This window comes from Treponema denticola ATCC 35405 (assembly GCF_000008185.1).
Taxonomy (GTDB): domain Bacteria; phylum Spirochaetota; class Spirochaetia; order Treponematales; family Treponemataceae; genus Treponema_B; species Treponema_B denticola.
Window position 1 is genome coordinate 269,042 of the sequence record NC_002967.9, and the last position, 22,507, is coordinate 291,548.

Here is a 22,507-nt window from a genome sequence, read left to right on the forward strand (position 1 = left end):
TATTATTAGTGGAGGCATTTATGAGTGATTTGTTATTGAAACGATATAATTTACTTCCAAAAGAATTTCAGAGCGAGGTTCAAAATTATATTGAATACTTGCTCTTAAAATCAAAAAAAAATAATAAAGGCTGCTCTAAAAAAAATGGCCGCAAAGAAAAAATTGTTGCATATGAAAATTTATTAAACTATACAGGATGCATACCTTCCGATATTGATTATAAAAAGGAATATATGGAAGCGGCTTTAAAAAAATATGAAAGTATTACTTGATACGAACATAATAGTCGATTTTCTATCAAAACGGCCAGTGTTTTTTAATGAGGCTGAAAAAATAATAAGTAAATGCAGAGATGGAGAAATAATAGGCATAGTGGCAGTTCATACGGTTTCTACTCTGTTTTATTTATTAAAAAAATATGTTTCACCGGAAACCTTGAGAGATATTTTTTATAATTTATTTGAAATTATTGAAATTGGAAGAGCCGATAAGAATTCCGTTTTGGAGGCCTTGAAAAATACGGAATTTACTGATTTTGAAGACGGATTGCAATATCAATGTGCCTTAGAAGAATTTGTTGACTGTATAATTACACGGAATAAAAAAGATTTTTTCTCTTCAAAAATACCGGTTTATACACCTTCCGAGTTTTTAAAGAGCTTATAAGCAAAAAAGCCCTCGATTTCGAGGGCTTTTTTTGAGTGATTTTTTAGCGGGCGTATTCTACTATACGTGTTTCGCGTATAAGGGTTACGCGGATTCTTCCGGGGTACTGCAAATCGTTTTCGATTTTTTTTGCAATGTCCCGGGCCAAAATCTTGGTATCGGCATCGGAAATCTTTTCGTTGTTGATAACAACTCGCAATTCCCGTCCGGCTTGGATTGCGTAAGCTTTTTCAACTCCGTTAAAGCCTTCAGCCAGCTGTTCAAGGTTTTCAAGCCGCTTAACATAGTTATCCATAGTTTCGCGTCTTGCACCAGGTCTTGCAGCCGAAATTGCATCTGCAATCTGTACGATTACCGATTCAATGCAGGTAGGCTCTATATCGTTGTGGTGAGCACCTACGGCATTGACAACCCTCGGATCTTCATTGATCCTCTTTGCAAGCTCCATTCCTATTTCGGCATGGTTTTTATCGGAATCGGTTTCTGCTCCCTTTCCGATATCATGCAGTAGGGCACCGCGTTTTGCGATTTCGACATTTGCACCGATTTCGCTTGCAATCATTCCTGCGATTATGGCTACTTCTTTAGAATGCTGAAGCACATTTTGCCCATAGCTCGTTCTAAAATAAAGCCTTCCCAAGGCCCTTACGCCTTCTTGGTTCATGTTATGGATGCCGAGGTCGAATAGAACCTTTTCTCCTTCTTCATAAACCTTTTGCGAAATTTCTCTGGTTACCTTTTGCACAATCTCTTCAATGCGAGCCGGATGAATTCGGCCGTCAAGAATCAATCTCTCCAAGGCAACCCTCGCAATTTCTTTGCGCACAGGGTCGAAACAAGATACTACAACAGCCTCAGGGGTATCGTCAATGATTATGTCTACACCGGTAAGAGTTTCCAAGGCTCGAATATTGCGGCCCTCGCGGCCGATAATCCTTCCTTTCATCTCATCGCTGGGCAAGCTGACCGTTGAGACAGTAATGTCGCTGGCCGTTTCCGTTGCAAGACGTTGAATCGTCGTAATCAGAATATCCTGTGCTTTTTTTTCTGCTGTCAGCTGAGCTTCTTGTTCTATCTTATTTATGATAGTAACCGCATCATGCTTTGCTTCAGCTTCCAAGTCACGGATAATCAAATCCTTTGCCTGCTGCTGGGTCAAACCGGAAATTCTTTCCAATTCTTCCCTATATCTTTCTTCTTCGCCGCTTAAAATTTCAGTCCTCTCATCAAGTGCGGCTTCCCTCTTGATAAGCTCTTTTTCTTGTTTTTCTACAGTTTCGACACGTTTATCGAGGACTTCCTCTTTTTGCGCCAACCTGCGTTCGAAACGCTGGAGATCACTCCTGCGTTCCCTATTTTCCCGTTCCTGCTGTTTTTGTTCCCGAATCAGCTGCTCTTTTGCTTCAAGAAGGAATTCCTTCTTTTGAGCTTCAGCATCTTTTATTGCCTCCTGTAAAATCCGTTCTGCACGTTGTTCAGAAGCAGATAGTTGAAATCTGGCATAAAGCCAGCGAATCGTCCATCCAAGAATTATACAGACAGCAGGAAGGATGACATACAAAATCCAATTCATCGGTATGCTCCTTAAAAAAATGACTACTGTCCAGTCTCATAATACAAGCAATCGAAAAAAAAGTCAATGAAAATTTTGAAAATAAGTTATAAAAAATTTTTATCGTACGTTGCACGGCAACAGAGTATTAAACCCTCTGCACGAATAAATCGATTTTCCGTCTTGCCCTATATTTTAGAATATTGTATATTGTAACTAATCGGGAAAAAAGATTTTTTCTAATCTAAGATTATAAGGAGATGATTATGGCAGTATTGGATATTACAAATGCTAATTTTGATGAAACCGTAAAAACCGCCAAGCCCGTTTTAATTGACTTTTGGGCACCGTGGTGACCGGGATGCGTACAGCTCAGTCCTGAGCTGCAGGCTGCCGAGGCGGAACTCGGCGACAAGGCTGTGATAGCACAGTCTAACGTGGATAATGCACGTGAATTGGCAGTAAAATTTAAGTTTATGTCAATACCTACCCTCATCGTTTTAAAAGACGGAAAAGAGGTGGACAGGCACACAGGCTATATGGATAAAAAGAGCCTTGTAAACTTTGTTTCAAAGCATATCTAAAAGAAAAGGCGGGAAGCTTTAAAAGCCCCCGCCTTTTTTGTTTTTAATCGGTTTATCTTTAAAACCGGATATTTTTAAATATAGTCGGCCTTATGGAGTACATCCCTTGCCTTGGCTAAGTCTTCTTCGCTTACCATGATTACGGGGCCGGTACAACCCATTCCCGTTTCGGCATAGATGCCTTCCTTCCAAAGAGCCTTGCATGCATCTTCGATTTCGATAACATCGATTCCGGGAATACCGGCATCAACGGTTTTCTTAGGCGGAGCCTTTACCTCTTCGGCAGCAGCTGCTGCAACGGGCTTTGCTCCAGGCATATCTTCCAAAAGCTCATCCAAGCCCGCCTTTTTAGCGGCCTTAAGTTCTTCTGCATAGATGCCGTGAACATTGTTTTTTGCACAGTCGGCGACGAATTTTAAGGCATTGGCTATGGCGGGAGCTCCCGATGCCCTCGAAATAATTCCGACAACATCATCATAGCCCGAGCCGATACAGGGGCCGTAACCGAAGCCTGAGCCTTCATAGCTTCCGCCCGTTACAAAGGAAGAAAAGAGCTTAATCAGCAAGTTTCCCGTAAGTGTATCGCAAACCATTACATCGGGAGTTCCCTGCAAAAGGTCGTTTCCTCTCATGCGGACACCTCCGTCTGCACGGTTCGATTCGGTGTAGTTTACCTTGTAGCCTTTTTCCTTCATTTTGTTTAGAGCCTTTTCAATAACGGCGATACCGTCAATGTTTAAAAGACCTACGGTGGGTTCGGCTATTCCGGAAGCCTTAGCAACGGCAATACCGCCGATAGCATTTAAAAGCATGGCCTTGTAGCGGTTTGCATCGGTTGTTCCCGTGGTAGTGGCAAGAATCATCTCGCGGCCCTTTCCGGGGGTTACAACCTTTCCTACGGTGCTTACGCCCAAGGGGAAGTTATAGTGCATGGTTACACAAGCCTTAATTGTTCCTTCTTTAAAAAGGCGTTCCATTTCTTTATGAGCGTCTTCGAGAGTTGCTGCGGGGAAATGTTTTAAGCCCTTTGCTTCCGGTCCTCCGATGAGGATTACATCCAGATCGGGATTTCTTTTTGCGGCAAGCTCTGCGGCATAAACAAGTTCCGCTTCGCCGTGCTCGCTTCCCGGAATGGTTAAACCGACGGAGAATCGGCCGGCAAAGGAGCCGCCCTCAAGCCCTTCGGCAAGTCCTAAAAATAAATCAGCAATTTGTTTTTTATCTGCCATATTCTTATCTCCTTAGTTTTGGGATTTGAGAATATTTTCGGCTACGTTTCTCATTGCTTCGGCAACAATCTTCTTTATTCCGGCTGTGTCCTGACCGGCAGATGCGGAGCCTTTTCCGTCATTGGCTTCAATTAAGAAGCTTAAGCCGTCGAAGAGGTTTGTAAGACGGCCGAGGAATAAACTTCCCTTTCCGATTATCATTGTGTTTTTGAGTTTTCCTGCCATCATATCTCGGCGTGCATGTCCTATAAAGGGAACGCCCGAAGGGATATGTCCCTGAGTGGGAGCAAAACCTACAACTCCGTGTTTTTTTACGAATTCGGCAATTTGAGTTTTTTCAAGCTGGCCTTTCATAACGCTTAAAGCGGCAATCATCTTTACGTTTGCTTCGGGTACGTTACCGGCTCCTGCAGGAGCGGTGATTTCGTGGTTTTGAAGCTCTGCCGAGTATTTTTCGATGTCGGTCATCTTTAAACCGGCGGCATTAAGAGGATCGTAAACCAATACGCTCATAACGGCCTGAGGGGCGGAACCGGAAGAGATTACGTGCTTTCCTACAACTTCGGTATTGATAACGGGGTTGACTCCGTCGTCCGCACTGAGCATAACGGCAAAGCCTCCAATCATATCTTCAAAGAGGGGAAGGTCTTTTTTTACATGGTCTTTTCCGTTCATACCGAGCTTGGGTACCGAGCCTCCCGAAACGACCATTACGTTTTTAAAGATACCGGCTGCTACAAGGGCTGCTCCGTGGATAATTGCGTGAACGGGAGCTGCACAGAATCCTCGAACGTCTGAACCGGTTGCATTTACACAGCCCGATTTTTCTCCGACTGCCTTTGCAATATTTCCGCCGCCTCTCTGGTTAATATCGCCAGCAGCTTCTTCAGAACATTCGATGATGTATTCGACATCCTTCATATCGATGCCTTCGAGTTTTCCCATGTGCCATGCGGAAAGAATACCGGAAGCCTTTGTGGCGAGGTTTTCAAGCATGGTGTGGGCACTTAAGTTTTCGTCCGTATCGTGAGCCTGCTTTACACAACCGATGAGTTTTCCCTGTTCGTAAAGACCTTCTGCTGTGTGGGCATCAACCATTTTTTTGATTTCGGCAATGTCGTGGCCTTCACCAAGCTTAATGTCTTGGGTTTTCATCATCGGGTGATTTTCGATGAGTTTTGCAGCTTGGGCTGTGAATTCTTTTGAAAAATAAACGAGCTCAAAAACATCGGCATGTTTCATCAAAATATAGAACTCGGCCTGAGTCATAATTTCGCCGAATTTACCCTTTCTTTCGGCCTTTTTTGCATCCTTGTACCAAGGTTCGGGAAGTTTTTCCAAGTCTTCGGGAGCCATATTTCCGATATAAACTTGGTTAGGCGGATAGTTTACTGCCTCTTCAAAGCTGCGTAAGTGAGAGGGTATTGCCTTTAAATATTCATCCTCAGGGTTTGCAAGCCTTGTGCCTGTTTGAGTTGAACCGTTGTGAAAAAGAAGATCGGGAGCATGAACTAAGATGTAGCTTGCTCCTTTTATAGCGACTTTTGCCATAATGCCTCCAAAAAATTTATATAAAATTTAAAATGCTTTGCCAATTAATAATGATGGCATTTTTATTCTATATTAAATTCATTTATTATTCAAGGGTCTATATATTATAGAATTTAAACGCAAAGCATTCAGAAGTTTAATTTATAATTACCCATTGCCAATTTCCCCTATACCATCCCCGCTTTTTCAAAATGCTTTTTTAATATCCGCATAGAAATCCACGCTCCCGCGAAACTTGTTATAACTGTTAATGCAATCATTGAACCGTACATCTGCCATGAACCCACAACTTGCAAATACTGTTGTAAAGCTTCATCCGTTAAATGTAAAATCTCCTTTCTTTGCACAAAGTATTCTCCATGCGAAAGATACATAGGCAGGGTGAACAAGGCTGTCTGCAATGTGGAGCCCAGCACATAGGACAGAATAATTGCTTTTTTATCTTTGTACTTCATCGTTGACGCAAGAGTCTCCGCAATGAACCAGCCGATAATTGAAAGGCCGACGCCTATTCCGTTTGCTGCCATAAATCCCGGTAAAACGATAATTATCCCCATAATAAAAAAGACGCCCGTTTTTCTTACCTTTGATACCGCCAGCATAAATGCTATCGATACAAAAAACAGCGTAATCGGGATATTGGCTATCGTGCCGAAAAGCGTTAATGCAGCGAGTGCTCCCGTAATAAAGAAAATTAATAGTGCAACCGCAGCGAAGATTCCGATAAAAATAAAATCCCGCGCATTCAATTTGTTTGTCTTTGTTTCCATGACATTCTCCTTAAAAAATATTACTAAACTGTAAGTACGATACCGCACCCACAGCAATAGCCGTACATAATCCGTATACAAAATCCGTTTTCGTAAATTTGAGCGGATAGATATTTGTTCTGTTTTTATAATTTTCAATTCCTCTCAGCAAAACCGATGTGGAAAGTTCCTCAGCTATGCGAAGACTTCTAAATAAAATCGGAACAATTATAAGTTCCAAAGAACGAATGGGATGCATTAAAAACCTTAAGCCCGAAATAGAAATTCCTCTTATTTTTAAACTGTCTTTTAAACAGCCGTAATCTTCTTTTAAGGACGGGAGATACCTAAATACAACGATTAAGGGAATTGCTATTATGTTTGGAAATTTCATCGTCTGCATAGCCGATATAATAGAGGGCATGGAAGTTTTCTTTTTCAAGAATATAATCATCATAACCGCAATAACGAATTTTTGAATAAAATAACTTAAGGATACAATCATGAGAGCAATTGTCGAATTCGGAATATAATGAATATAAAACATCGACACAGCAATGATACTATACATTCCGCTGTATAAAACGGATTCACGATAAGCGCGTACATCCCATAAATAGAAATTACAAATAATAAGTAAAACATGTGAGGGGAGAGGCTTATTGACGGCAAGACCGAACGAGATAAAAATAAATACAATGCCGAGTACCGTTCTCGGATCCGCTTTTCTTTTTGTATTCACTTCACATTTCCTCTTTTTTACTTAAAAGCTCCCAGAGCATTTTCTTGGTATCATTATTTAAATTGAAATCAGCGTGAACCATTCCACTTTTTAAATAAATAATTCTATTACAGACAGACAGTAAAAATTCATAATCGTGCGATATTACAAATATAAGCCTACCTGCATTTGCCTCAGTGAGAACACTTTTAGAAACCAAATCCATAGAATGTTTATCCAAACCGCTTGTCGGTTCATCCAAAAAAAGTATCTTACAGTTATTGCAAAAAGCCGCTGCAATGGTAAGCCGTTGCTTTTGACCTCTTGAGAGGGCAAGCGGATGCCATTCTTTTAAATCAAGAATTTCAAAATCCGATAAAACGGTTTCTTTTTCCGTACCGCTCAAACCGCCGCCTTTTTTTCCTATATCCAATTCATCCGCTACGGTATTACCGAAAAGTTGATAGTCGGAATCCTGCATGACAAAATACATACTTCCCGCCCTTTTCTTATAGCTCCGCTTTTCTCCTTTAATTAAAACGCTTCCGCTTTTTTCTTTTAATAAACCTGTACACAATTTAGCGAGAGTTGTTTTACCCGCTCCGTTTTCACCGATAATGCCGATAACTTCTTTTTCATAAGCTCTTATCGATATGTCTTTAAGCACATCCGTTTTTTCCTGTTTTGAATGTGAATATGAAATGTTTTTTATTTCAAACAATGGGGTGGTTTTATCGATAATACTTTTAGAATGAACCGTATCGAGATTTTCCAAATATATGGGCCGAATATTTTTATTGTTTTTTTGCAGCTCAAGAAATTCGTCTTTTGAGTATTCGCCCGTAATTCTTCCCTTATCCATAACGAGCATACGGCTGCATAAGGCCGAAAGATAAAATAATCGATGCTCCAAGACGATAATGGTTTTCCCTTCTTCTTTTAAGCTCCGTAATATGTTTTCCAAATCAAAGATGGAATGAATATCCAGATTAGCTGTAGGCTCATCGAACAAAAAAATGTCAGGCGACATCGCATAGCATGACGCGATAGCCAGTTTTTGTTTTTCACCGCTTGAAAGTTTAAAGATACTCTTCTCTTTTAGATGATTTATTCCAAGCAGTTTCAAACTGTTGTCTACCCTTTTCAGTATTTCTTCCCTGTTCAAAAGCATATTGCTGCAGCCGAATGCCGTTTCACTAAAAGGATCGGTCATAAAAAACTGACTTCGCGGGTCTTGGAATACACAGCCTACCATGCAGCCTATTTGTGAAAGCTCCATAGTGCGTATATCTTTTCCGTTTAGATAAGCTTCGCCGGTTAATACTCCGTCATAGTAATGCGAGATAAGGCCGTTGATAACAGAGCCGAGTGTGCTCTTCCCGCTTCCGCTTTTTCCGGTAATGACAACAAATTCTCCTTTTTTTATTTCGAGGTTTATATTGTCGAGAATGAGAAGACCTGTCCTTGTTTTATACGAAATATCTTTTAGCGAGAGCACATTCCGCTCCCGTATTGTGCTTTCCAAAGCCGCGCATAGTAAGCGTCCTTTTCCAAAAGTTCATCGTGTTTTCCTTTTTCGATAAGACAGCCTTTTTGAAAGACAAGAATTTGATCTGCCTTTTGAATAGTCCTTAAATGATGAGCGATCACTATGACCGTTCTATTTTTTGCAAGTTCTGTAATGGCATCCTGTATTAAAGACTCGTTTACGGGATCGACATTACTGGTCATCTCGTCGAGGATTAAAATCGGAGCGTCTTTTAAAAATGCTCGTGCAATGGAAATCCGCTGTCTTTGCCCGCCGGATAAGAGACCTCCGTTTTCTCCAATATCTGTTTCATAGCCTTTCGGCAAGCTCATAATAAAATCGTGAATCCTTGCCTTTTTTGCAGCTTCGATGATTTCTTCTTTCGTTGCTCCTTTTTTTCCTACTCGGATATTTTCTTCGATGGTGTTATCAAATAACTGAACATTTTGCATAACAATGCTGATGCGATCTAAAAGTTCATCGTAGGGAATATCTCGTATATCAATTCCGCCGAGCGTAATACTTCCGCCTTGCACATCGTAAAACCGCAACAGCAAATTCGTAACCGTCGTCTTACCGCTTCCCGATTCTCCTACAAGCGCGGTCATCGTTTTTTCCGGAACGGAAAAAGTTACTCCATTCATTTTGAACTCATCTTCTTCATAAGAAAATGCTACATCTTTAAAAACAATATCGTTTTGTGCAGGAGTAACTCCGTCCGTTTTATCGGCTATTACCTCCGCATGAAGAATTTTTCCCAAGCGGTGATAGCTATCTACGGCAGACACATAATACATATAGTGTGTTTCCATCGCTGCAAAAGGTTTATAAAATTCTTTTGAAATGACTGCGATAATCATAAAGCTGAGCACATCAATGCTTCCACGTAATGCGGCAAGACCGGAATAAATAAAAAGAACAAAATACCCTGCATCGATTAAAAACGAAAAGACCGAAAGCTGTCTGGCCTTAAACCGGGAAGCAGCCTTACTTGTTTCTCCGAATTTTTTTGTCTTTTCAAAAAGTTCATTATCCAGACTTTTATTATGCGAAAAACTTTTGAGCACCGGAATACCGCGTACATATTCAACAAATAAGCTCACCATATCGGCAAGTGCGGAATTATTGTTATGCTCCGTTTTTTGTGCTCCCTTAATTGTGTAAAAAAGGTAGGCAAGCGGAAGCGGAATCGACGCGGCCATAACAAGGGCTGCACTAAGGTTGATAAAGCAAAGACCTATAAATACCGCAAGAGCAATGAGAAAATCACCGAACATCCGCGGCCACATATGACCGACTACCATGGACATATTGTCCACATCTTTATGAAGAATCGTATTTAATTCTCCCAGCCGTTCATTCGTATAAAAGCCCAAACTAAACAGCTTTAATTTTACAATCATCCGCTCCCGTATTTGCTGCACCACATCAAAGCCGGCTCCGTGCTTTTTTAAGTCGGCAATCATATTGCAAAGTCCCTTAAAAACGACCAAGCCTATCAGCGTTGCAAAAGCCCCGTAGAGCCCCTGAACATCAGTCCCGGCAGCAATCTTAAACAAAATCGAAAACACCGTAAGTAACATCCCCACGGAGCTCAATCCGTACAAGGTAAAAAACAGAGAAGAAATACATACATCGATTTTTCCCCTCTTACTCAAAAATGCAAATAATTCTTTATACATAAATGTCTCCTTTATTCCACCCGCCAGTTGTCTACTTTGTTTTGGGCTTCGACCATTTCTTTATAAAAGGTGCATCGCAAAATCAATTCTTCATGTGTGCCGGAATCCAGTATGCGGCCTTTATCCATAACGATTATTTTGTCCGCGTTTTGTACGGTGTTCAGGTGATGCGCAATCGTGATGACCGTTTTGTTTTTTCTTAATTCTTCAATCGCCGCGTTTATGAGTTTTTCGTTTTCGCTGTCTACGGCAGCCATCGCTTCATCTAAAATAAGAATTGGGGCATTTTTAAGAATCATCCGAGCAATGGATATTCTTTGCTTTTCTCCTCCCGAAAGTTTTACCCCCATCTCTCCGACACTTGTGTTGTAGCTACGAGGCAGGGCGGAAATAAAATCATGACATCGTGCTTTTTGAGCGGCTTCTATCACTTCCGCTTCCGAAGCGCCCGCCTTACCGATCGCGATATTTTCAAAGATGCTCATATTAAAAAGAATTACTTCCTGCTGAACACTTCCGATAAGAGCGGAAATGCTGTCCGTATCATAGTGTGAAATATCTTTGCCCGAAATTGTGAGCACACCTGAATCAACATCCCAAAAACCCATGATAAGATTCGCAAGCGTGCTTTTACCGCAACCGCTCGGCCCGACAAGCGCATTTAAAGTGTTTTCTTTACACTGTACCGTAATATCTTTTAACGCAAAGCCGTCTTTTTCATACTTAAAATGTACGTTCTTGCATTCTATATCCCCCGTTTTCAGTTTTTCGCTGATCTTTTCTTTTGCAAGAGGCGCACAGAGAATCACCGCTATGCTTTTGAGCTTTTCAGTAAACACGATGGAAAAGTGATGGAGGGTTGCGGTTTTACTTATTGCCGACACAAATACCGAAGATAAGATAACGGACAATATAAACTGAGCGGTAGAAATATTGTTATGTAACAGCAGTATACTTCCTAACATCATAACCGATACCGCTCCGGCTTCCATAAAAATATCGATAAGCACCATCGGTCCCGTAACGGCACCCATACTCTTTTTTACATCTTGCACATAAGAGCGTGCGGAATTCAAAGTCCTACCGCTAAAACACTCTTCTTTTGCAAAGGCTTTTATGACGGCAATATTTTTTACGTACTCCATCATGTCTTCCCTCATCTGCATTTCTCGTTCAAAATATATTTGAAATCTTTTTTGCATGGTCTTTGCAGATAATTGTTGTACAAGGAACATGAGCGGTACCCCTGCAATCATTATTAATGCGAGCCGGTAATCTATAAAAAGCATTGCAATAAAAACCAGAACAGGAAGAAGGGTTGCCGCCATAATTTCCGGAAGACCGTGCGCCAGATATATTTCAATCTGCTCTACATCGTGTTCAACAATGCTTGTAAGCTCGCCGGTAGTATGCTTTTTAAAAAAGCCTAAATTCAATTTTTTGAGGTGTTCAATTATGGCAAGCCGTAATTCCGTCAATGTACTAAAAGCCCTGTCATGAGCTGTCTTTACGGCAAGATAATTACAACACGCCTTGAGCATAAATGAGATGAAAATACCTCCGGCAATCATTTTAAAATATTCCTTTTCCGCTTTTCCCGAAAATAGGCTGCTTATCACCAGTACCAATAAAACCTGCGGTAGTAAGTCAAACACTATTTTAAGCGCAAGCAGCACATTGGACAAAAAGGTTTTACCCGTTACCTGTTTTTTCAATTCCTTTTCAGTCATATCTACTCCTTTCTACATCTATAATGCGCATGTATATTCGTTTATCTTTAAAACCAAATAATATTGAATATTTATTCAATATTGATAGATAAAATGAGGAGCGGTTGAACGCTCCTAAAATAAATTCTCTTCTATACTACTGTAATTACAGCTTACAATGATTCAACTCCATTAAAATAGCACTTGTTAAGAACAAAGAGCATATCTTCTGCCCATTTTTCATTTTTATAGTGCCGTGCAATTTCCATAAGTCCCTCAACATAATTATTTGCCAAAATATGAGCAAGCATGGGATCGTGCTTGGTTTTTGAATATCTTTTTAAACCGTCTTTTATATGCTGTTCCAATCGTTTAACCCACATATCTTTTGCATTCTCATGTTTCGTTCCCGAGCTCTTGTCTATTAAAATGATGAGTTTAATTCTGTTTTTTAACAGTTTGGGAAGTTGAGATGCTCCGCCCCGATTAAATCTTTCATAGGGGCTTCCGGCTTCCATCTTTTCCTCATCTTCCATCATCTTAATGATTTTATCCAATACGCCTGCGACTACTTCATCAAATAATCCTTCTTTGTTTTTGAAGTAGGTATAAATAAGCGCAACGGGAATATCAGCCTGTTCTGCAATATCCGTCAGCTTTGCACTTCTGTAATCTTGTTCATAAAATACTTTTTCCGCAGCCGTCAGAATTCTATCCTTGACTTCTTCTTTTAATACCTGCATACCGCCTGCACGCTCGAAACGTTCTCCTTTCTATTCTATCAATACTGAATTACAATTTAATAATAAATCTTTATTCGATATTTGTCAATAGAGGTAAACAAATTTTATTTATTTTACCTCTATGCCTCTTAAAAAGATTAACATAAAAGATAAAAAACTTTTGTAAGCGGCTATTGTTTGAGCTGTTTTAATCATGCTGATGTCCGCAAGAGCCCGCACCGCTGTCGATTTAGCGGTTCCCTTCTGTCCCCGTATCAAAACACCGCCCAGCTTAGGATTAATCAAATTAAGAATCAAGGCTGCTTTCATTTCATCTTGCCCCAAGATGGCTGTAAAGGGATAGTTTTTCATAGTGATTTGAGTATAGCATTTTTGGAGAGGGGTATCTAGGGATGGAGCCCTTGCAGCTATGAAAGAACAGCCGTATAATAAGTATCAATAAAGGGGAAATTATGGGAAAATTGTTGTGGAAGCGGGTGTACGATCTGCCGGAAAAAGGCGACGGGTTTAGGATTTTGGCGGATAGGCTGTGGCCGCGCGGAATTTCGAAAGAAAAGGCCTGCATCAGCGAATGGGCAAAGGAAATTACACCTTCATCGGGTTTGCGGCAAGCTTATCACCGCAGCGAAATCGATTACAAAACTTTTTCGGAGCTGTACGCAAAAGAGTTGGTGCAAAATCCATGCACAAAAGATTTTACGGATAAAATCAAGGCCGAATTAAAAAATAGAAATGTTACAGTTTTGTATGCGAATAAAGATGTTGAACAAAGCCATATTCCCGTTTTGCAACGCTTTATCGAAAAAGTTCTGAACGGCTGAAAGCACTGCTGCTGTAATCTTAATTGATACAATTAAATCTTGCGCAAATCAGACTTGTTTTTTCTGTTAATTTGAATATAATTATGTATAGAAGAGGTTTCTATGAGAAAAAAATTAGATATTACCGACGGAATTTTTCCTATGCCCGTATTAATGGTTGCTACCTATAATGATGATGGAAGCATAAATGTTATGAACGCTGCATGGGGAACTATGCAAGAACGTTCCATTATAGCTCTTAATTTGACCGAAACACATAAGACAGTAAAAAATATCAAGGCGAGAGGCGCTTTTACCGTTAGTATTGCTGATGCTGCTCATGTACTTGAAGCCGACTACTTTGGTGTTGCTTCCGGCAATAAGGTTCCTAATAAGCTGGAGAAGACCGGTCTTACCGCAAGCAAGGCGGAAACCGTTGACGCTCCTGTTATAAACGAATTTCCGATTTGTCTGGAATGTGAATTTATTGAGTATCAGAATGATAAATATGGTTGCGGTGTTATAGGAAAGGTTGTCAATGTAACTGCTGACGAAAGTGTTATGCCGAATGGAAAGCTTGATATGTCGTTAGTAAATGCCATAGCCTTTGATCCATATACACACGGATATTACAAAGTATCAGAGCGTGTCGGTGAAGCCTTTAAAGACGGTTTAAAGCTTAAATAATAAACCGGTGTTTAATAATATTCATTTAAAATATGTTCTATTTGTTTACAGTATTTTGGCGCCTTTTCTGAAGGAACAGCAGAATGTTACCCCACCGATTAGTCTTGTTGGCTAATCGGTGGTTTTTTTGTTTGAGTCTTTAAAAGATCGGCTTATTCTAGCCGATGCCTCCATAGAAGATACCGAGAATATAAACTATTAAGGTTAAACCGCAATATATATATTTTCCCTGAATAGCATACGAATCTCCGACTCTTTTCAGTCTGCCTTTTGAAACCTCATTAAGAACGAAGTCTTTACCGGCAACCCAGAAGAACATGACTCCGGCAAGTAAGGCTCCCAGAGGAATTATGTAAATACTAATTACATCCATCCATGTACCAAGTACGTTTCCGTCCTCAACTACTAAACCTACTGCAAAGCCGAGGCCAAGAACTATTGCAAGAGCTGCTTTTCGGCTGAGATTAAACTTTTGCTGCATAAGTTCTACAGGGGTTTCATATAGGTTTATTAGAGATGTAATACCTGCGAATAATACGGCAATGAAGAATATAATTGAAAAGAGGGTTCCCGCGGGCATTTCTTTGAAGATCATAGGCATTGTTATGAACATCAAAGGCGGTCCTGCGGCAGGCTCCAGTCCATAAGCAAAAACTGCCGGAATGATAACCAAGGCTGCAATCATAGCTGCAAGGGTATCAAAGATTGCTGTGTACTTTGCACTGGTCCGAGCATCTTCACTGTCATTTAGATAGCTTCCGTATACAACGGTACCGCTTCCTGCTAATGAAAGAGAAAAAAATGCCTGGCCTAAGGCAAATACCCATGTTTTGATATTGGCTAATGCAGACCAATCCGTTTTAAAAAGGAATTTATAACCGTCCAAGGCTTTAGGCAGCGTTGCAACCCGGATTGCAAGAATAATAAATAAGGTAAAGAATGTAGGCATCATAATTTTATTTATTTTTTCGATACCTGCTGAAACACCTGCAACCATCACAAAGAATGAAAATGCAATAGCAATGATGTGCCAAGGTAAGCTTGACAAGGGTCCGGCGATAGTACCGAAATATGCACCGCTGTTTTCTGCAGCAAGCATAGAACCTGTAAAAGCTCCTACTGCAAATCGGATAATCCATCCCACAACAACAGTGTATCCGATAGCAATACCTAAAGATCCGATAACGGGAATCCAACCGATATAATTACCGGCTTCGCTTCCTCTCATTCTTGTTGCTTTTAAAAATGCCCCATGGGGGCCGGTTTTCATAGCCCTACCGAAACACATTTCTTCAACTACGCCGGTATAACCGATAACGGCAACGAAAATAATGTATGGAATTAAAAAAGCCGCTCCTCCAAATTGTCCGACGCGGAAGGGAAAAAGCCAGATGTTTCCCATACCGACAGCGGACCCGATACAAGCAAGAATAAAGCCCCACTTTGAGTTAAACTGATCTCGCTTTGATTCTATGTTTGCCATATAGACCTCCTTATTTTATAAATACAACATACAATACAAACCGGCGGAAGGATAATTAACGGCTATCCATCCGCTAAATGGTTATTTTATGGGTTCCAAATGAGCTTGGAAGTGTCTAAGAATCGGTGGTTCCCAGATAATTTTGTAGCCCTTAACCTGAGAGGCTCTTTCTTTAATGTTAATTAAAGCTCCTGCAATAACGTCTAAGTGAGATTGGGTGTATACTCTTCTTGGAATTGCAAGACGGGCAAATTCGAATTCCGATTTGATCTGTTCTCCTGTTTCGGGATCGTTTCCGAGCATAAAGGAACCGATGTCGCATGTTCGGATTCCGGCTTCTTTGTATAACTCTACGCAAAGAGTATGGCCGGGGAATTGATAATAGGGAATGTGCGGGAACATGGCGTTGGCATCAACATAAACACCGTGTCCTCCTGCAGGGTTTTGAATGGCAACGCCTGCATCAAGGAGCTGAGAGGCTAGGTATTCCATAGAAGCGTTTCGGTATTTTAAATATTCTTCATCAATACCTTCGTATAAACCTATGGCTAATGCTTCAAGATCGCGTCCTGAAAGACCTCCGTAGGTAATAAATCCTTCAAAAGAAATACAGTTGCCCTTAATCATCTGATAGATTTCTTGATTGTTTTTAATACCTATCAAACCGCCCATATTAACGATAGCATCTTTTTTTGCACTCATCGTAAAGGTATCGGCATAGCTGAACATTTCACGAATAATTTCTTTAATGGGCTTGTTCTTGAATTCTTCTTCTCTTTGTTTTACAAAGTAGGCATTTTCTGCAAATCGTGCTGCATCAATATTGAACAAAATGCCGTATTTTTTTGCAATTTTGGCAACATCACGGATGTTCTGAATTGAAACAGGTTGTCCTCCGGCAGAGTTGTTTGTAATAGTCATTACAATCATTCCGACCTTTTCTTTTCCATGCTCGTTAATAAGCTGTTCGAGCTTTTCAACATCCATATTTCCCTTAAAAGGTGCATATTCGGAAGGTTTTTTTGCCTCCTTACATACGCAGTCGAGAGGTCTTCCTCCGGCCAGAGTTACATGAGCTCTGGTTGTGTCAAAGAACATATTTGAAATAGCAACTTGGCCTTTTTTGAGCAACAAGGGGAATAAAACCTTTTCTGCTGCTCGGCCCTGATGGACGGGCTGGATAAATTCATATCCGAAGATATCCTTTCCGGCATCAACCAATTTGAAATAGCTTTTTCCTCCGGCATAGGCTTCATCTCCGACCATAACGCCTCCCCATTGCTTATCGCTCATTGCGTTTGTGCCGCTGTCTGTCAATAAGTCAATGTAGACATCTTCTCCACGTAAGTTAAACATATTGTATTTTGCTTTTTCAAGATACTTAATGCGGTCCTCACGTGTTGTCATTTTGATAGGTTCAACCATCTTAATTCTAAAAGGTTCCGGTACATACTTTTTCATTAAAAAGCCTCCTATAAATTATTATAGCTTTTAGTGTACCATGCCTTTTTTGTACTGTCAAGGTCTTCTTTTTTTAATACTGTAGGTAATAGCATATAACTATTTATCTAATACAATATATAGAGGGTAACTGATTTCAATATTTTGGGAGCCCTATACTACCTGCTTACAATGTTTATATCATATCGATATAATATATATATTATGGAGAACCGTATGATCAAAATGGTAAAGCATATATTTTTTTGTGCAGCTTTTTTACTGTGTGCTGCGTTCGTTTTTGCTGCTGATGACAATAAAGTCGAAGATATACCCGCTATTAGAGTGTATGATGCGAAAGAGGTCCTGGTGTGTGAACTGACAGAAGACGTAGACATTAAAGCCTTTAATGATTTGTTGTTAGAGAGCGTCGAGGTTTCCGTCGACGATGCCGCTTTTGTGCCGGCACCTACAAATGCCGAGATAGCCTATCGATATGAAATATTCAAAGATTCATCTAACAGCATAAGCCTTCTTATCTATGCAAACAGTCAAATCGCATATATACCCAATACACCGAAAAGCGATGATATGCCGGATGTGTTTGCATGGGTGCTCTTTGGAGAAGCATACAACATACTGTCCAGGCCTGCTTTATTAAAAAAGGAACTTATTCGGTATCAAAATAGATATAACAATATTTTTGTCTATGATGCAAAAGGTTTTCTGGTATCTGCTGCGAGTATTCCGTCAGCCTTGGAAATGTTCGGCAAAATAATGGACATCTATTCCGGTGATATATATGAAAACCGATTTTCGGGAAGCGTTTTACCTGAAAAGAGTGTACACAAAGGAAGACAACTGCTATACCGTTATACCGTTTGGAGTTTTAACAATGAAACTATCCGAATATACATTTACGGAAATACTGACAAAGCTGTACTCACAAAATCATTTCCCGATTGGGCTGAGTGTACTCTGTCAAAAGAAGGCTATGAATTATTTAAAAACCCGAAACAACTAATTAAACGATTGGAAAAAGTAGTAGTTGAATAGAACAAAAAAGCTCCAATATGAAAGATACGAAGTTATAGAAAATAAAAAAAAGACAAGGAGAATTCCGGTGATGAAAGCTAAAAGCGGAGATGTATACTGTGTGTATAATTCATATTTAAAAAAATATACTGCGTGCCAAATAACCAAGATAGAGGAAGGTGATAAAAAGCCGAAAGCAGTGCAGCTCTGGTTAGATTGGTCGGGTGAACAGCCTCTCAAAGAGGAAGAATTACCTTTACTAAAGCCGCTTTATCAGGACTTTATGTACTGGAAACGTGGTCTGCATCTTTGTAATGTTGATGTCATGGTGCCTGCGAACCATATGTTAATCGGTAACATGCAGCCATTAACCGATGAAAGCACAAATACCTATGCAAGGTCTTGGGGAAACGGATACGAAGTATATCGTCAACTTAAATGGCAGGAAATTCCTAAAGAGCAAAGAGATGCGTTTAAAAAAGCGGAGAGCAGTAAGGAAAAAATTATATTTGCCGGAAAAGAAATGGCGGTTTCCAGACATCGCATACATGATGATGTTCCTTTTGAAAATGTGCTGGAATTAAAAGCCTTTCCATGCTTATCCTATTTGGCATGTAAAAAATGGCATATCGGTTTATATGAATATTTACAATCATGTCCGTTTTTAGATGAGCTGGTACTTGAAAATCATCAGCAAAAAAGATTGGATTTTTCCAATGCGCATTTGCACAGACTTTCTATTGATATGAACGGCGTGGAAGAACTGTATCTGAATAACGAATTGGAAGAACTTATTCTGTTAGGTGAAGTAACAAATAACTGTAAAATACATGCTGTTGAAAACGGAGCTTTATTACTTTTAACAGCAACTAAAATAGTGCCTAAAATACAGGAGCTAAAAGACTTGGGCAAACTGCATTGCTCAGAGATTACAGAACTTGATGTAGCCGAGATTTTAAAAGCATACCCGATGCTGCGGGAATTGCGGCTATGGGGCAAACCCGGTATTCTTTCTAACCTTTCTATGCTATCCCGATTTAGAAAATTGGAGGGCTTTACTACGGTTGATTTATTCGGTTTTTCTGCCGAAGACATTCCGGAGCCGGATCGTTTACCTAACTTACATTGGTTTTGGATGAGCAGCCTGCCGGAAAATGCAGCAAAAAAAGCTAAACAGCTTTATAAAAAGAGAAAAGAAGAAGGGCTTGATCTTTGGATACAAAAGCCGCGAAAACCGGAATGGTTGGCGCAAAACCTTGACAATCCGTTCCGCTCATGGGACGGACAAGAAAATATTTCTGCAGCGAATGCCAAGAAAGCAGCAGATTTATATAAAAAAACAAGAGCCGAAATTCTCAAATTGGAACAAAGCTCGCCGATCGAAGCTGCTCGGACTGCCGAAGCTTTGGTGAGGGCATACACCGAAGCCTTTAATAAGATGGACAAACGCAAATATTTTATTGAAACAGTAGAAAGAGAGGATATCTATTGTGCTCTTACAGAACTTTTAGATTTAATACCGCCTTCTCTATCTATCAATAAAGAAAAGCTCTTGGAAATTTTTGATACGATACGGGATTTTTAGGATAAATAATGTTTCCGAATTATTTGGACGGTGCAAGAGTTAGATATTACACAAATGAAGATCACTTTGGAATCGTCGATTACAACAACGGTGAAAAAATCATATCGATACATTATCTTACAATTTGCAGTTATGCAAATGAAGAAGGCTTTTATTTATTGTTTTGTGATGAAAAATACAATGTAGTCAGTGATTATTTTTTTGATAGTGTCGAAGAATGCAAAGAAGTTGCGAAAAAGTCAAAAGAAAATATAGAGTGGATTCAAAAGACAGACAGCACAGCCGAATTTACGTTTGAAGAAATTAAAACTTTACTATTAAAAAGCATAGATGAATATGACTGTGAAGCGGAGTTACGCTTATTTTTTGAAAATAATTCCAACGAATATATGATTATTATCTACAAAGACCGCTGCTCTTTTCAAAGGTGCGGTAATATCAAAAAATCAAGCGGAGAATATTATTACAAAACATTGGATGAATTATATACGGCAACTCAAGTCGATGATATTATTTTAAAAAAAGATTGGGATAAAATCATCACATTTGACTGTGAAGATTTTGAAATATTAGGATTCTGGAAATAATTTTGGGGATTAGGGTACATATCAAAAAATAACTTTTATTTCGTTTGAGCTTCTTCCTCAAGCATGATTTCAAAGCTGCAGCATGCAGCGATAAGTTCAAAGTCGTGCGTAATAACGATAATCGTTTTACCGCGAGCTGCCGCGTCCAAAAAAGCTTTTGCAAGGATGTCCGCATGATAGCCGTCCAAACCGCTGGTCGGCTCATCGAAAATGAGGATATCGCGGCCGGACAGCAGGGCGCAGGCAACGGAAAGTCTCTGTTTTTGTCCTCCGGAAAGCGTTGCAGGGTGAACATCTTTGAGGTCATAGAGCCCCATGGTCTGTAAGATATTCCGCGCCCGTTCAAGCTTATCAGGGGTGTTCATCATACTCAATAAAATTTCTTCGGAAACGCTTTCGGTAAAGAATTGCGTTCCAGTATCGTTGGCGCTGTACCATACCGCTTTGCGGCGCGCCCAAAGCCCGCATTTTTTTCCGTTAAGGAATACCGTGCCGCCCGACTCTTTATTAAGCCCGCTCAAAATAAGGCCGAGCGTTGTTTTTCCAACTCCGTTTTTACCGGTAAGCGCAATAATCTGTCCGCGCGATACGGGAAAAGATACTGTTTGCAAAATAAGGTTCCCCTTTTCTTTGCGGTATATCCCGTCTGCTTGCAGTAAGGGTTCGTTTGCCGTACCGGAAGATAAGGCTCTTGATGAAGGAGGGGGAAGATCCGGTTTTAAAGCAGGCGTAAATGACCTCAATCCAAAAAGCTTTTTTTGCTCAAGCGTCATTTTCTGCATTTCTTCAGCCGTATGCGACCACTGTATTGTCCCTCCATCTATATAGATAAAACGGTCGGCAATTCCATACAGCCAGCTTAACCTATGTTCTGCAATAATCAGAGTACGCCCTTCTTCTTTGAGCTTCTTTAAAACATGAGAAAGCCTTACGGCGCTTTCTTCATCGAGATTAGCAGTCGGCTCATCACATACGTATATTGAAGGCGAGAGGGCATAGACCGAAGCGATTGCAGCGCGCTGTTTTTCTCCGCTTGAAAATGTGTCAAGCGTATGGTCTCGTAATGTTGCAAGATGAAATGCTTCGATTGCCCCCTCCGTGCGGGCGATGATCTCGTGTTGTGCCAGTCCGTAATTTTCGCATGAAAAAGCAATCTCACCTGCAAGCTCGGAAGAAAAAAACTGGCTCTGCGGCTCCTGAAATACGCTGCCTATAAATTTGCCCCTCTCCCATAATGGGGTAGAAGACATATCTTTTCCGCCGATAGAGATATTTCCTGAAAGCGCTCCACTGTAATAACCCGGTGCTAATCCGTTTAAAAGGCGCAATATTGTCGTTTTTCCGCCGCCCGACGGCCCGGTTAGAACCGTACATTCGCCTTCGTTAATTGTAAGGTTTATGTTTGATACACCTCTTTCACTGTTTTCATAATGAAAACTTACATTTTCCATCCGTATCATTAAGCAAGACTCCTTACTATGATAACCGCAGCTGTAGTAGTACTCCACACGATAACAGCTATATAGTCGAAAGTCCGCATCTTTTTTCCGTAATAGCTGCTCCGTTTTACCGGACACTGAATACCCCGCACAACTGCCGAGACTGCGAGTTGATCGGCAATTTGAATGCAGCGTAAAAGCAGAGGAATCAGTACATATTCTCCCGTTTCTAAGGGATGAGTTAGGATGCGGGCCGGGTCCAAAAGGCCTTTGGTTTTCATTGAAAGGCGGAGCTTTTTTACTTCCGCTTTCATCACCGGTATAAAACGGAAAATAACGAGTAGTCCTAAAATAACGGAGACCGGCATTCCGATACGGGAAAGGAAAGCTGCAATCTCTCCGGGCGGCGTTGTTATCACATCCCATCCTATAAGCATAATGGGCAAGAGGTTCCAACATAAAAAAATATAGAATTCCGGTATGATGATTGTTCTAATGCCATACCGGCGGATACCTATTAAGAGAAGCATTAGCAGCGCATAAAAGAGACCGAATGATATCAGCAGCCGCCATTTACACTGGACGGCAAGATATAAAAGACCTATAAGCGAAAGAATACCGTTTATCCTGTAATCGGCGATAAAAAATGAGCTTACAATAACGCACAAAAGCGTCCACAATTTTACCGGAGCCGTAAAATCTTTTGAAACCTTTTTCATTTAATTTTTTAACAAGGC

22 protein-coding genes are annotated in these 22,507 nt (G+C 40.4%); 8 read left to right on the forward strand and 14 right to left on the reverse strand.

What is annotated here, in order from left to right; translation table 11 throughout:
- Positions 1-20 precede the first annotated feature (20 nt).
- Positions 21-272 (forward strand): hypothetical protein, encoded by a 252-nt coding sequence (locus tag TDE_RS01155; RefSeq protein ID WP_002676581.1) that lies wholly within the window; start codon positions 21-23, stop codon positions 270-272.
- Positions 256-666 carry a type II toxin-antitoxin system VapC family toxin gene (locus TDE_RS01160; RefSeq protein WP_002666459.1) on the forward strand — a complete coding sequence of 137 codons (411 nt, stop codon included), beginning with the start codon at positions 256-258 and terminating at the stop codon, positions 664-666. The genes TDE_RS01155 and TDE_RS01160 overlap by 17 nt, the downstream gene beginning before the upstream one ends.
- A gap of 43 nt (positions 667-709) precedes the next feature.
- On the opposite strand, the gene rny is transcribed toward TDE_RS01160, so the two are convergent.
- Entirely contained in the window at positions 710-2,239 is a 1,530-nt protein-coding gene (gene rny / locus TDE_RS01165; RefSeq protein ID WP_002681149.1) for a ribonuclease Y, read from the reverse strand.
- 239 nt (positions 2,240-2,478) lie between these two features.
- Here rny and trxA point away from each other — a divergent pair, with 239 nt between their 5' ends.
- On the forward strand, positions 2,479-2,802 hold the full coding sequence (trxA, locus tag TDE_RS13225) for a thioredoxin (RefSeq protein ID WP_010956703.1): 324 nt from the start codon (positions 2,479-2,481) through the stop codon (positions 2,800-2,802).
- A 74-nt stretch (positions 2,803-2,876) separates the two neighbouring features.
- Here trxA and grdD read toward each other — a convergent pair whose 3' ends face one another.
- From grdD to TDE_RS01215, 9 genes are all read right to left on the reverse strand, one after another.
- The gene (grdD, locus tag TDE_RS01175; protein ID WP_010956704.1) at positions 2,877-4,031 is read right to left on the reverse strand and encodes a glycine/sarcosine/betaine reductase complex component C subunit alpha; all 1,155 of its coding nucleotides are present in this window, start codon (positions 4,029-4,031) and stop codon (positions 2,877-2,879) included.
- Positions 4,032-4,043: 12 nt separating this feature from the next.
- Positions 4,044-5,582 carry a glycine/sarcosine/betaine reductase complex component C subunit beta gene (grdC, locus tag TDE_RS01180; protein ID WP_002681153.1) on the reverse strand — a complete coding sequence of 513 codons (1,539 nt, stop codon included), beginning with the start codon at positions 5,580-5,582 and terminating at the stop codon, positions 4,044-4,046.
- A gap of 167 nt (positions 5,583-5,749) precedes the next feature.
- Positions 5,750-6,352: an MptD family putative ECF transporter S component gene (locus TDE_RS01185; protein ID WP_002681155.1), complete on the reverse strand. Its 603-nt coding sequence runs from the start codon at positions 6,350-6,352 to the stop codon at positions 5,750-5,752.
- A gap of 10 nt (positions 6,353-6,362) precedes the next feature.
- Positions 6,363-7,073 (reverse strand): energy-coupling factor transporter transmembrane component T family protein, encoded by a 711-nt coding sequence (locus TDE_RS01190; RefSeq protein WP_002681157.1) that lies wholly within the window; start codon positions 7,071-7,073, stop codon positions 6,363-6,365.
- 1 nt (position 7,074) lies between these two features.
- Positions 7,075-8,550: an ABC transporter ATP-binding protein gene (locus TDE_RS01195; protein ID WP_002681159.1), complete on the reverse strand. Its 1,476-nt coding sequence runs from the start codon at positions 8,548-8,550 to the stop codon at positions 7,075-7,077.
- Positions 8,538-10,262, reverse strand: coding sequence for an ABC transporter ATP-binding protein (locus TDE_RS01200; protein WP_002681161.1), 1,725 nt, complete (start codon positions 10,260-10,262; stop codon positions 8,538-8,540). The genes TDE_RS01195 and TDE_RS01200 overlap by 13 nt, the downstream gene beginning before the upstream one ends.
- Before the next feature lie 11 nt (positions 10,263-10,273).
- Entirely contained in the window at positions 10,274-11,992 is a 1,719-nt protein-coding gene (locus tag TDE_RS01205; protein WP_002681164.1) for an ABC transporter ATP-binding protein, read from the reverse strand.
- Positions 11,993-12,144: 152 nt separating this feature from the next.
- On the reverse strand, positions 12,145-12,714 hold the full coding sequence (locus TDE_RS01210; protein WP_002681165.1) for a TetR/AcrR family transcriptional regulator: 570 nt from the start codon (positions 12,712-12,714) through the stop codon (positions 12,145-12,147).
- A gap of 108 nt (positions 12,715-12,822) precedes the next feature.
- Positions 12,823-13,065, reverse strand: a complete 243-nt coding sequence (locus TDE_RS01215) for a hypothetical protein (protein ID WP_002673015.1) — start codon at positions 13,063-13,065, stop codon at positions 12,823-12,825.
- A 101-nt stretch (positions 13,066-13,166) separates the two neighbouring features.
- Between TDE_RS01215 and TDE_RS01220 the strand changes: the two genes are divergently transcribed.
- Positions 13,167-13,535: a DUF488 domain-containing protein gene (locus TDE_RS01220; RefSeq protein ID WP_002681167.1), complete on the forward strand. Its 369-nt coding sequence runs from the start codon at positions 13,167-13,169 to the stop codon at positions 13,533-13,535.
- Positions 13,536-13,637: 102 nt separating this feature from the next.
- Positions 13,638-14,201: a flavin reductase family protein gene (locus tag TDE_RS01225; protein WP_002681169.1), complete on the forward strand. Its 564-nt coding sequence runs from the start codon at positions 13,638-13,640 to the stop codon at positions 14,199-14,201.
- Positions 14,202-14,358: 157 nt separating this feature from the next.
- On the opposite strand, the gene TDE_RS01230 is transcribed toward TDE_RS01225, so the two are convergent.
- Both TDE_RS01230 and TDE_RS01235 read right to left on the reverse strand, forming a co-directional pair.
- Positions 14,359-15,684, reverse strand: a complete 1,326-nt coding sequence (locus TDE_RS01230; protein ID WP_002681171.1) for a sodium-dependent transporter — start codon at positions 15,682-15,684, stop codon at positions 14,359-14,361.
- A gap of 81 nt (positions 15,685-15,765) precedes the next feature.
- Positions 15,766-17,145, reverse strand: coding sequence for a tryptophanase (locus TDE_RS01235; RefSeq protein WP_010956705.1), 1,380 nt, complete (start codon positions 17,143-17,145; stop codon positions 15,766-15,768).
- 216 nt (positions 17,146-17,361) lie between these two features.
- On the opposite strand from TDE_RS01235, the gene TDE_RS01240 reads away from it, so the two are divergent.
- The 3 genes from TDE_RS01240 to TDE_RS13175 all read left to right on the forward strand — a co-directional run bounded on the left by TDE_RS01240 (position 17,362) and on the right by TDE_RS13175 (position 20,331).
- Positions 17,362-18,180, forward strand: a complete 819-nt coding sequence (locus TDE_RS01240) for a hypothetical protein (RefSeq protein ID WP_002681177.1) — start codon at positions 17,362-17,364, stop codon at positions 18,178-18,180.
- Positions 18,181-18,250: 70 nt separating this feature from the next.
- Positions 18,251-19,744 carry a hypothetical protein gene (locus TDE_RS01245; protein ID WP_002681178.1) on the forward strand — a complete coding sequence of 498 codons (1,494 nt, stop codon included), beginning with the start codon at positions 18,251-18,253 and terminating at the stop codon, positions 19,742-19,744.
- Between the two features lie 8 nt (positions 19,745-19,752).
- Entirely contained in the window at positions 19,753-20,331 is a 579-nt protein-coding gene (locus TDE_RS13175) for a hypothetical protein (RefSeq protein ID WP_002681179.1), read from the forward strand.
- A 35-nt stretch (positions 20,332-20,366) separates the two neighbouring features.
- Here the strand turns inward: TDE_RS13175 and TDE_RS01255 are convergent, their stop codons facing one another.
- Together TDE_RS01255 and TDE_RS01260 are read right to left on the reverse strand one after the other, a co-directional pair.
- A complete protein-coding gene (locus tag TDE_RS01255) occupies positions 20,367-21,791 on the reverse strand; it encodes an ABC transporter ATP-binding protein (protein WP_002681180.1) in 1,425 nt (474 codons plus the stop codon).
- Complete coding sequence (locus TDE_RS01260) at positions 21,791-22,489, reverse strand: energy-coupling factor transporter transmembrane component T (protein WP_002681182.1); 699 nt, start codon at positions 22,487-22,489, stop codon at positions 21,791-21,793. Before TDE_RS01260 ends, TDE_RS01255 begins: the two co-directional genes overlap by 1 nt.
- Positions 22,490-22,507: the final 18 nt, after the last annotated feature.

Excerpts from the sequence above, each read along its gene's own strand:
- TDE_RS13175 (WP_002681179.1), top strand. The coding sequence starts at position 19,753 with ATGTTTCCGAATTATTTGGACGGTGCAAGAGTTAGATATTACACAAAT.
- TDE_RS01245 (WP_002681178.1), top strand. The coding sequence starts at position 18,251 with ATGAAAGCTAAAAGCGGAGATGTATACTGTGTGTATAATTCATATTTA.
- TDE_RS01155 (WP_002676581.1), top strand. The coding sequence starts at position 21 with ATGAGTGATTTGTTATTGAAACGATATAATTTACTTCCAAAAGAATTT.
- TDE_RS01160 (WP_002666459.1), top strand. The coding sequence starts at position 256 with ATGAAAGTATTACTTGATACGAACATAATAGTCGATTTTCTATCAAAA.
- TDE_RS01210 (WP_002681165.1), bottom strand. The coding sequence starts at position 12,714 with ATGCAGGTATTAAAAGAAGAAGTCAAGGATAGAATTCTGACGGCTGCG.
- rny (WP_002681149.1), bottom strand. The coding sequence starts at position 2,239 with ATGAATTGGATTTTGTATGTCATCCTTCCTGCTGTCTGTATAATTCTT.
- TDE_RS01255 (WP_002681180.1), bottom strand. The coding sequence starts at position 21,791 with ATGATACGGATGGAAAATGTAAGTTTTCATTATGAAAACAGTGAAAGA.
- TDE_RS01230 (WP_002681171.1), bottom strand. The coding sequence starts at position 15,684 with ATGGCAAACATAGAATCAAAGCGAGATCAGTTTAACTCAAAGTGGGGC.
- grdC (WP_002681153.1), bottom strand. The coding sequence starts at position 5,582 with ATGGCAAAAGTCGCTATAAAAGGAGCAAGCTACATCTTAGTTCATGCT.
- grdD (WP_010956704.1), bottom strand. The coding sequence starts at position 4,031 with ATGGCAGATAAAAAACAAATTGCTGATTTATTTTTAGGACTTGCCGAA.
- TDE_RS01205 (WP_002681164.1), bottom strand. The coding sequence starts at position 11,992 with ATGACTGAAAAGGAATTGAAAAAACAGGTAACGGGTAAAACCTTTTTG.
- TDE_RS01215 (WP_002673015.1), bottom strand. The coding sequence starts at position 13,065 with ATGAAAAACTATCCCTTTACAGCCATCTTGGGGCAAGATGAAATGAAA.
- TDE_RS01260 (WP_002681182.1), bottom strand. The coding sequence starts at position 22,489 with ATGAAAAAGGTTTCAAAAGATTTTACGGCTCCGGTAAAATTGTGGACG.
- TDE_RS01220 (WP_002681167.1), top strand. The coding sequence starts at position 13,167 with ATGGGAAAATTGTTGTGGAAGCGGGTGTACGATCTGCCGGAAAAAGGC.
- TDE_RS01225 (WP_002681169.1), top strand. The coding sequence starts at position 13,638 with ATGAGAAAAAAATTAGATATTACCGACGGAATTTTTCCTATGCCCGTA.
- TDE_RS01240 (WP_002681177.1), top strand. The coding sequence starts at position 17,362 with ATGATCAAAATGGTAAAGCATATATTTTTTTGTGCAGCTTTTTTACTG.
- TDE_RS01185 (WP_002681155.1), bottom strand. The coding sequence starts at position 6,352 with ATGGAAACAAAGACAAACAAATTGAATGCGCGGGATTTTATTTTTATC.
- TDE_RS01235 (WP_010956705.1), bottom strand. The coding sequence starts at position 17,145 with ATGAAAAAGTATGTACCGGAACCTTTTAGAATTAAGATGGTTGAACCT.
- TDE_RS01200 (WP_002681161.1), bottom strand. The coding sequence starts at position 10,262 with ATGTATAAAGAATTATTTGCATTTTTGAGTAAGAGGGGAAAAATCGAT.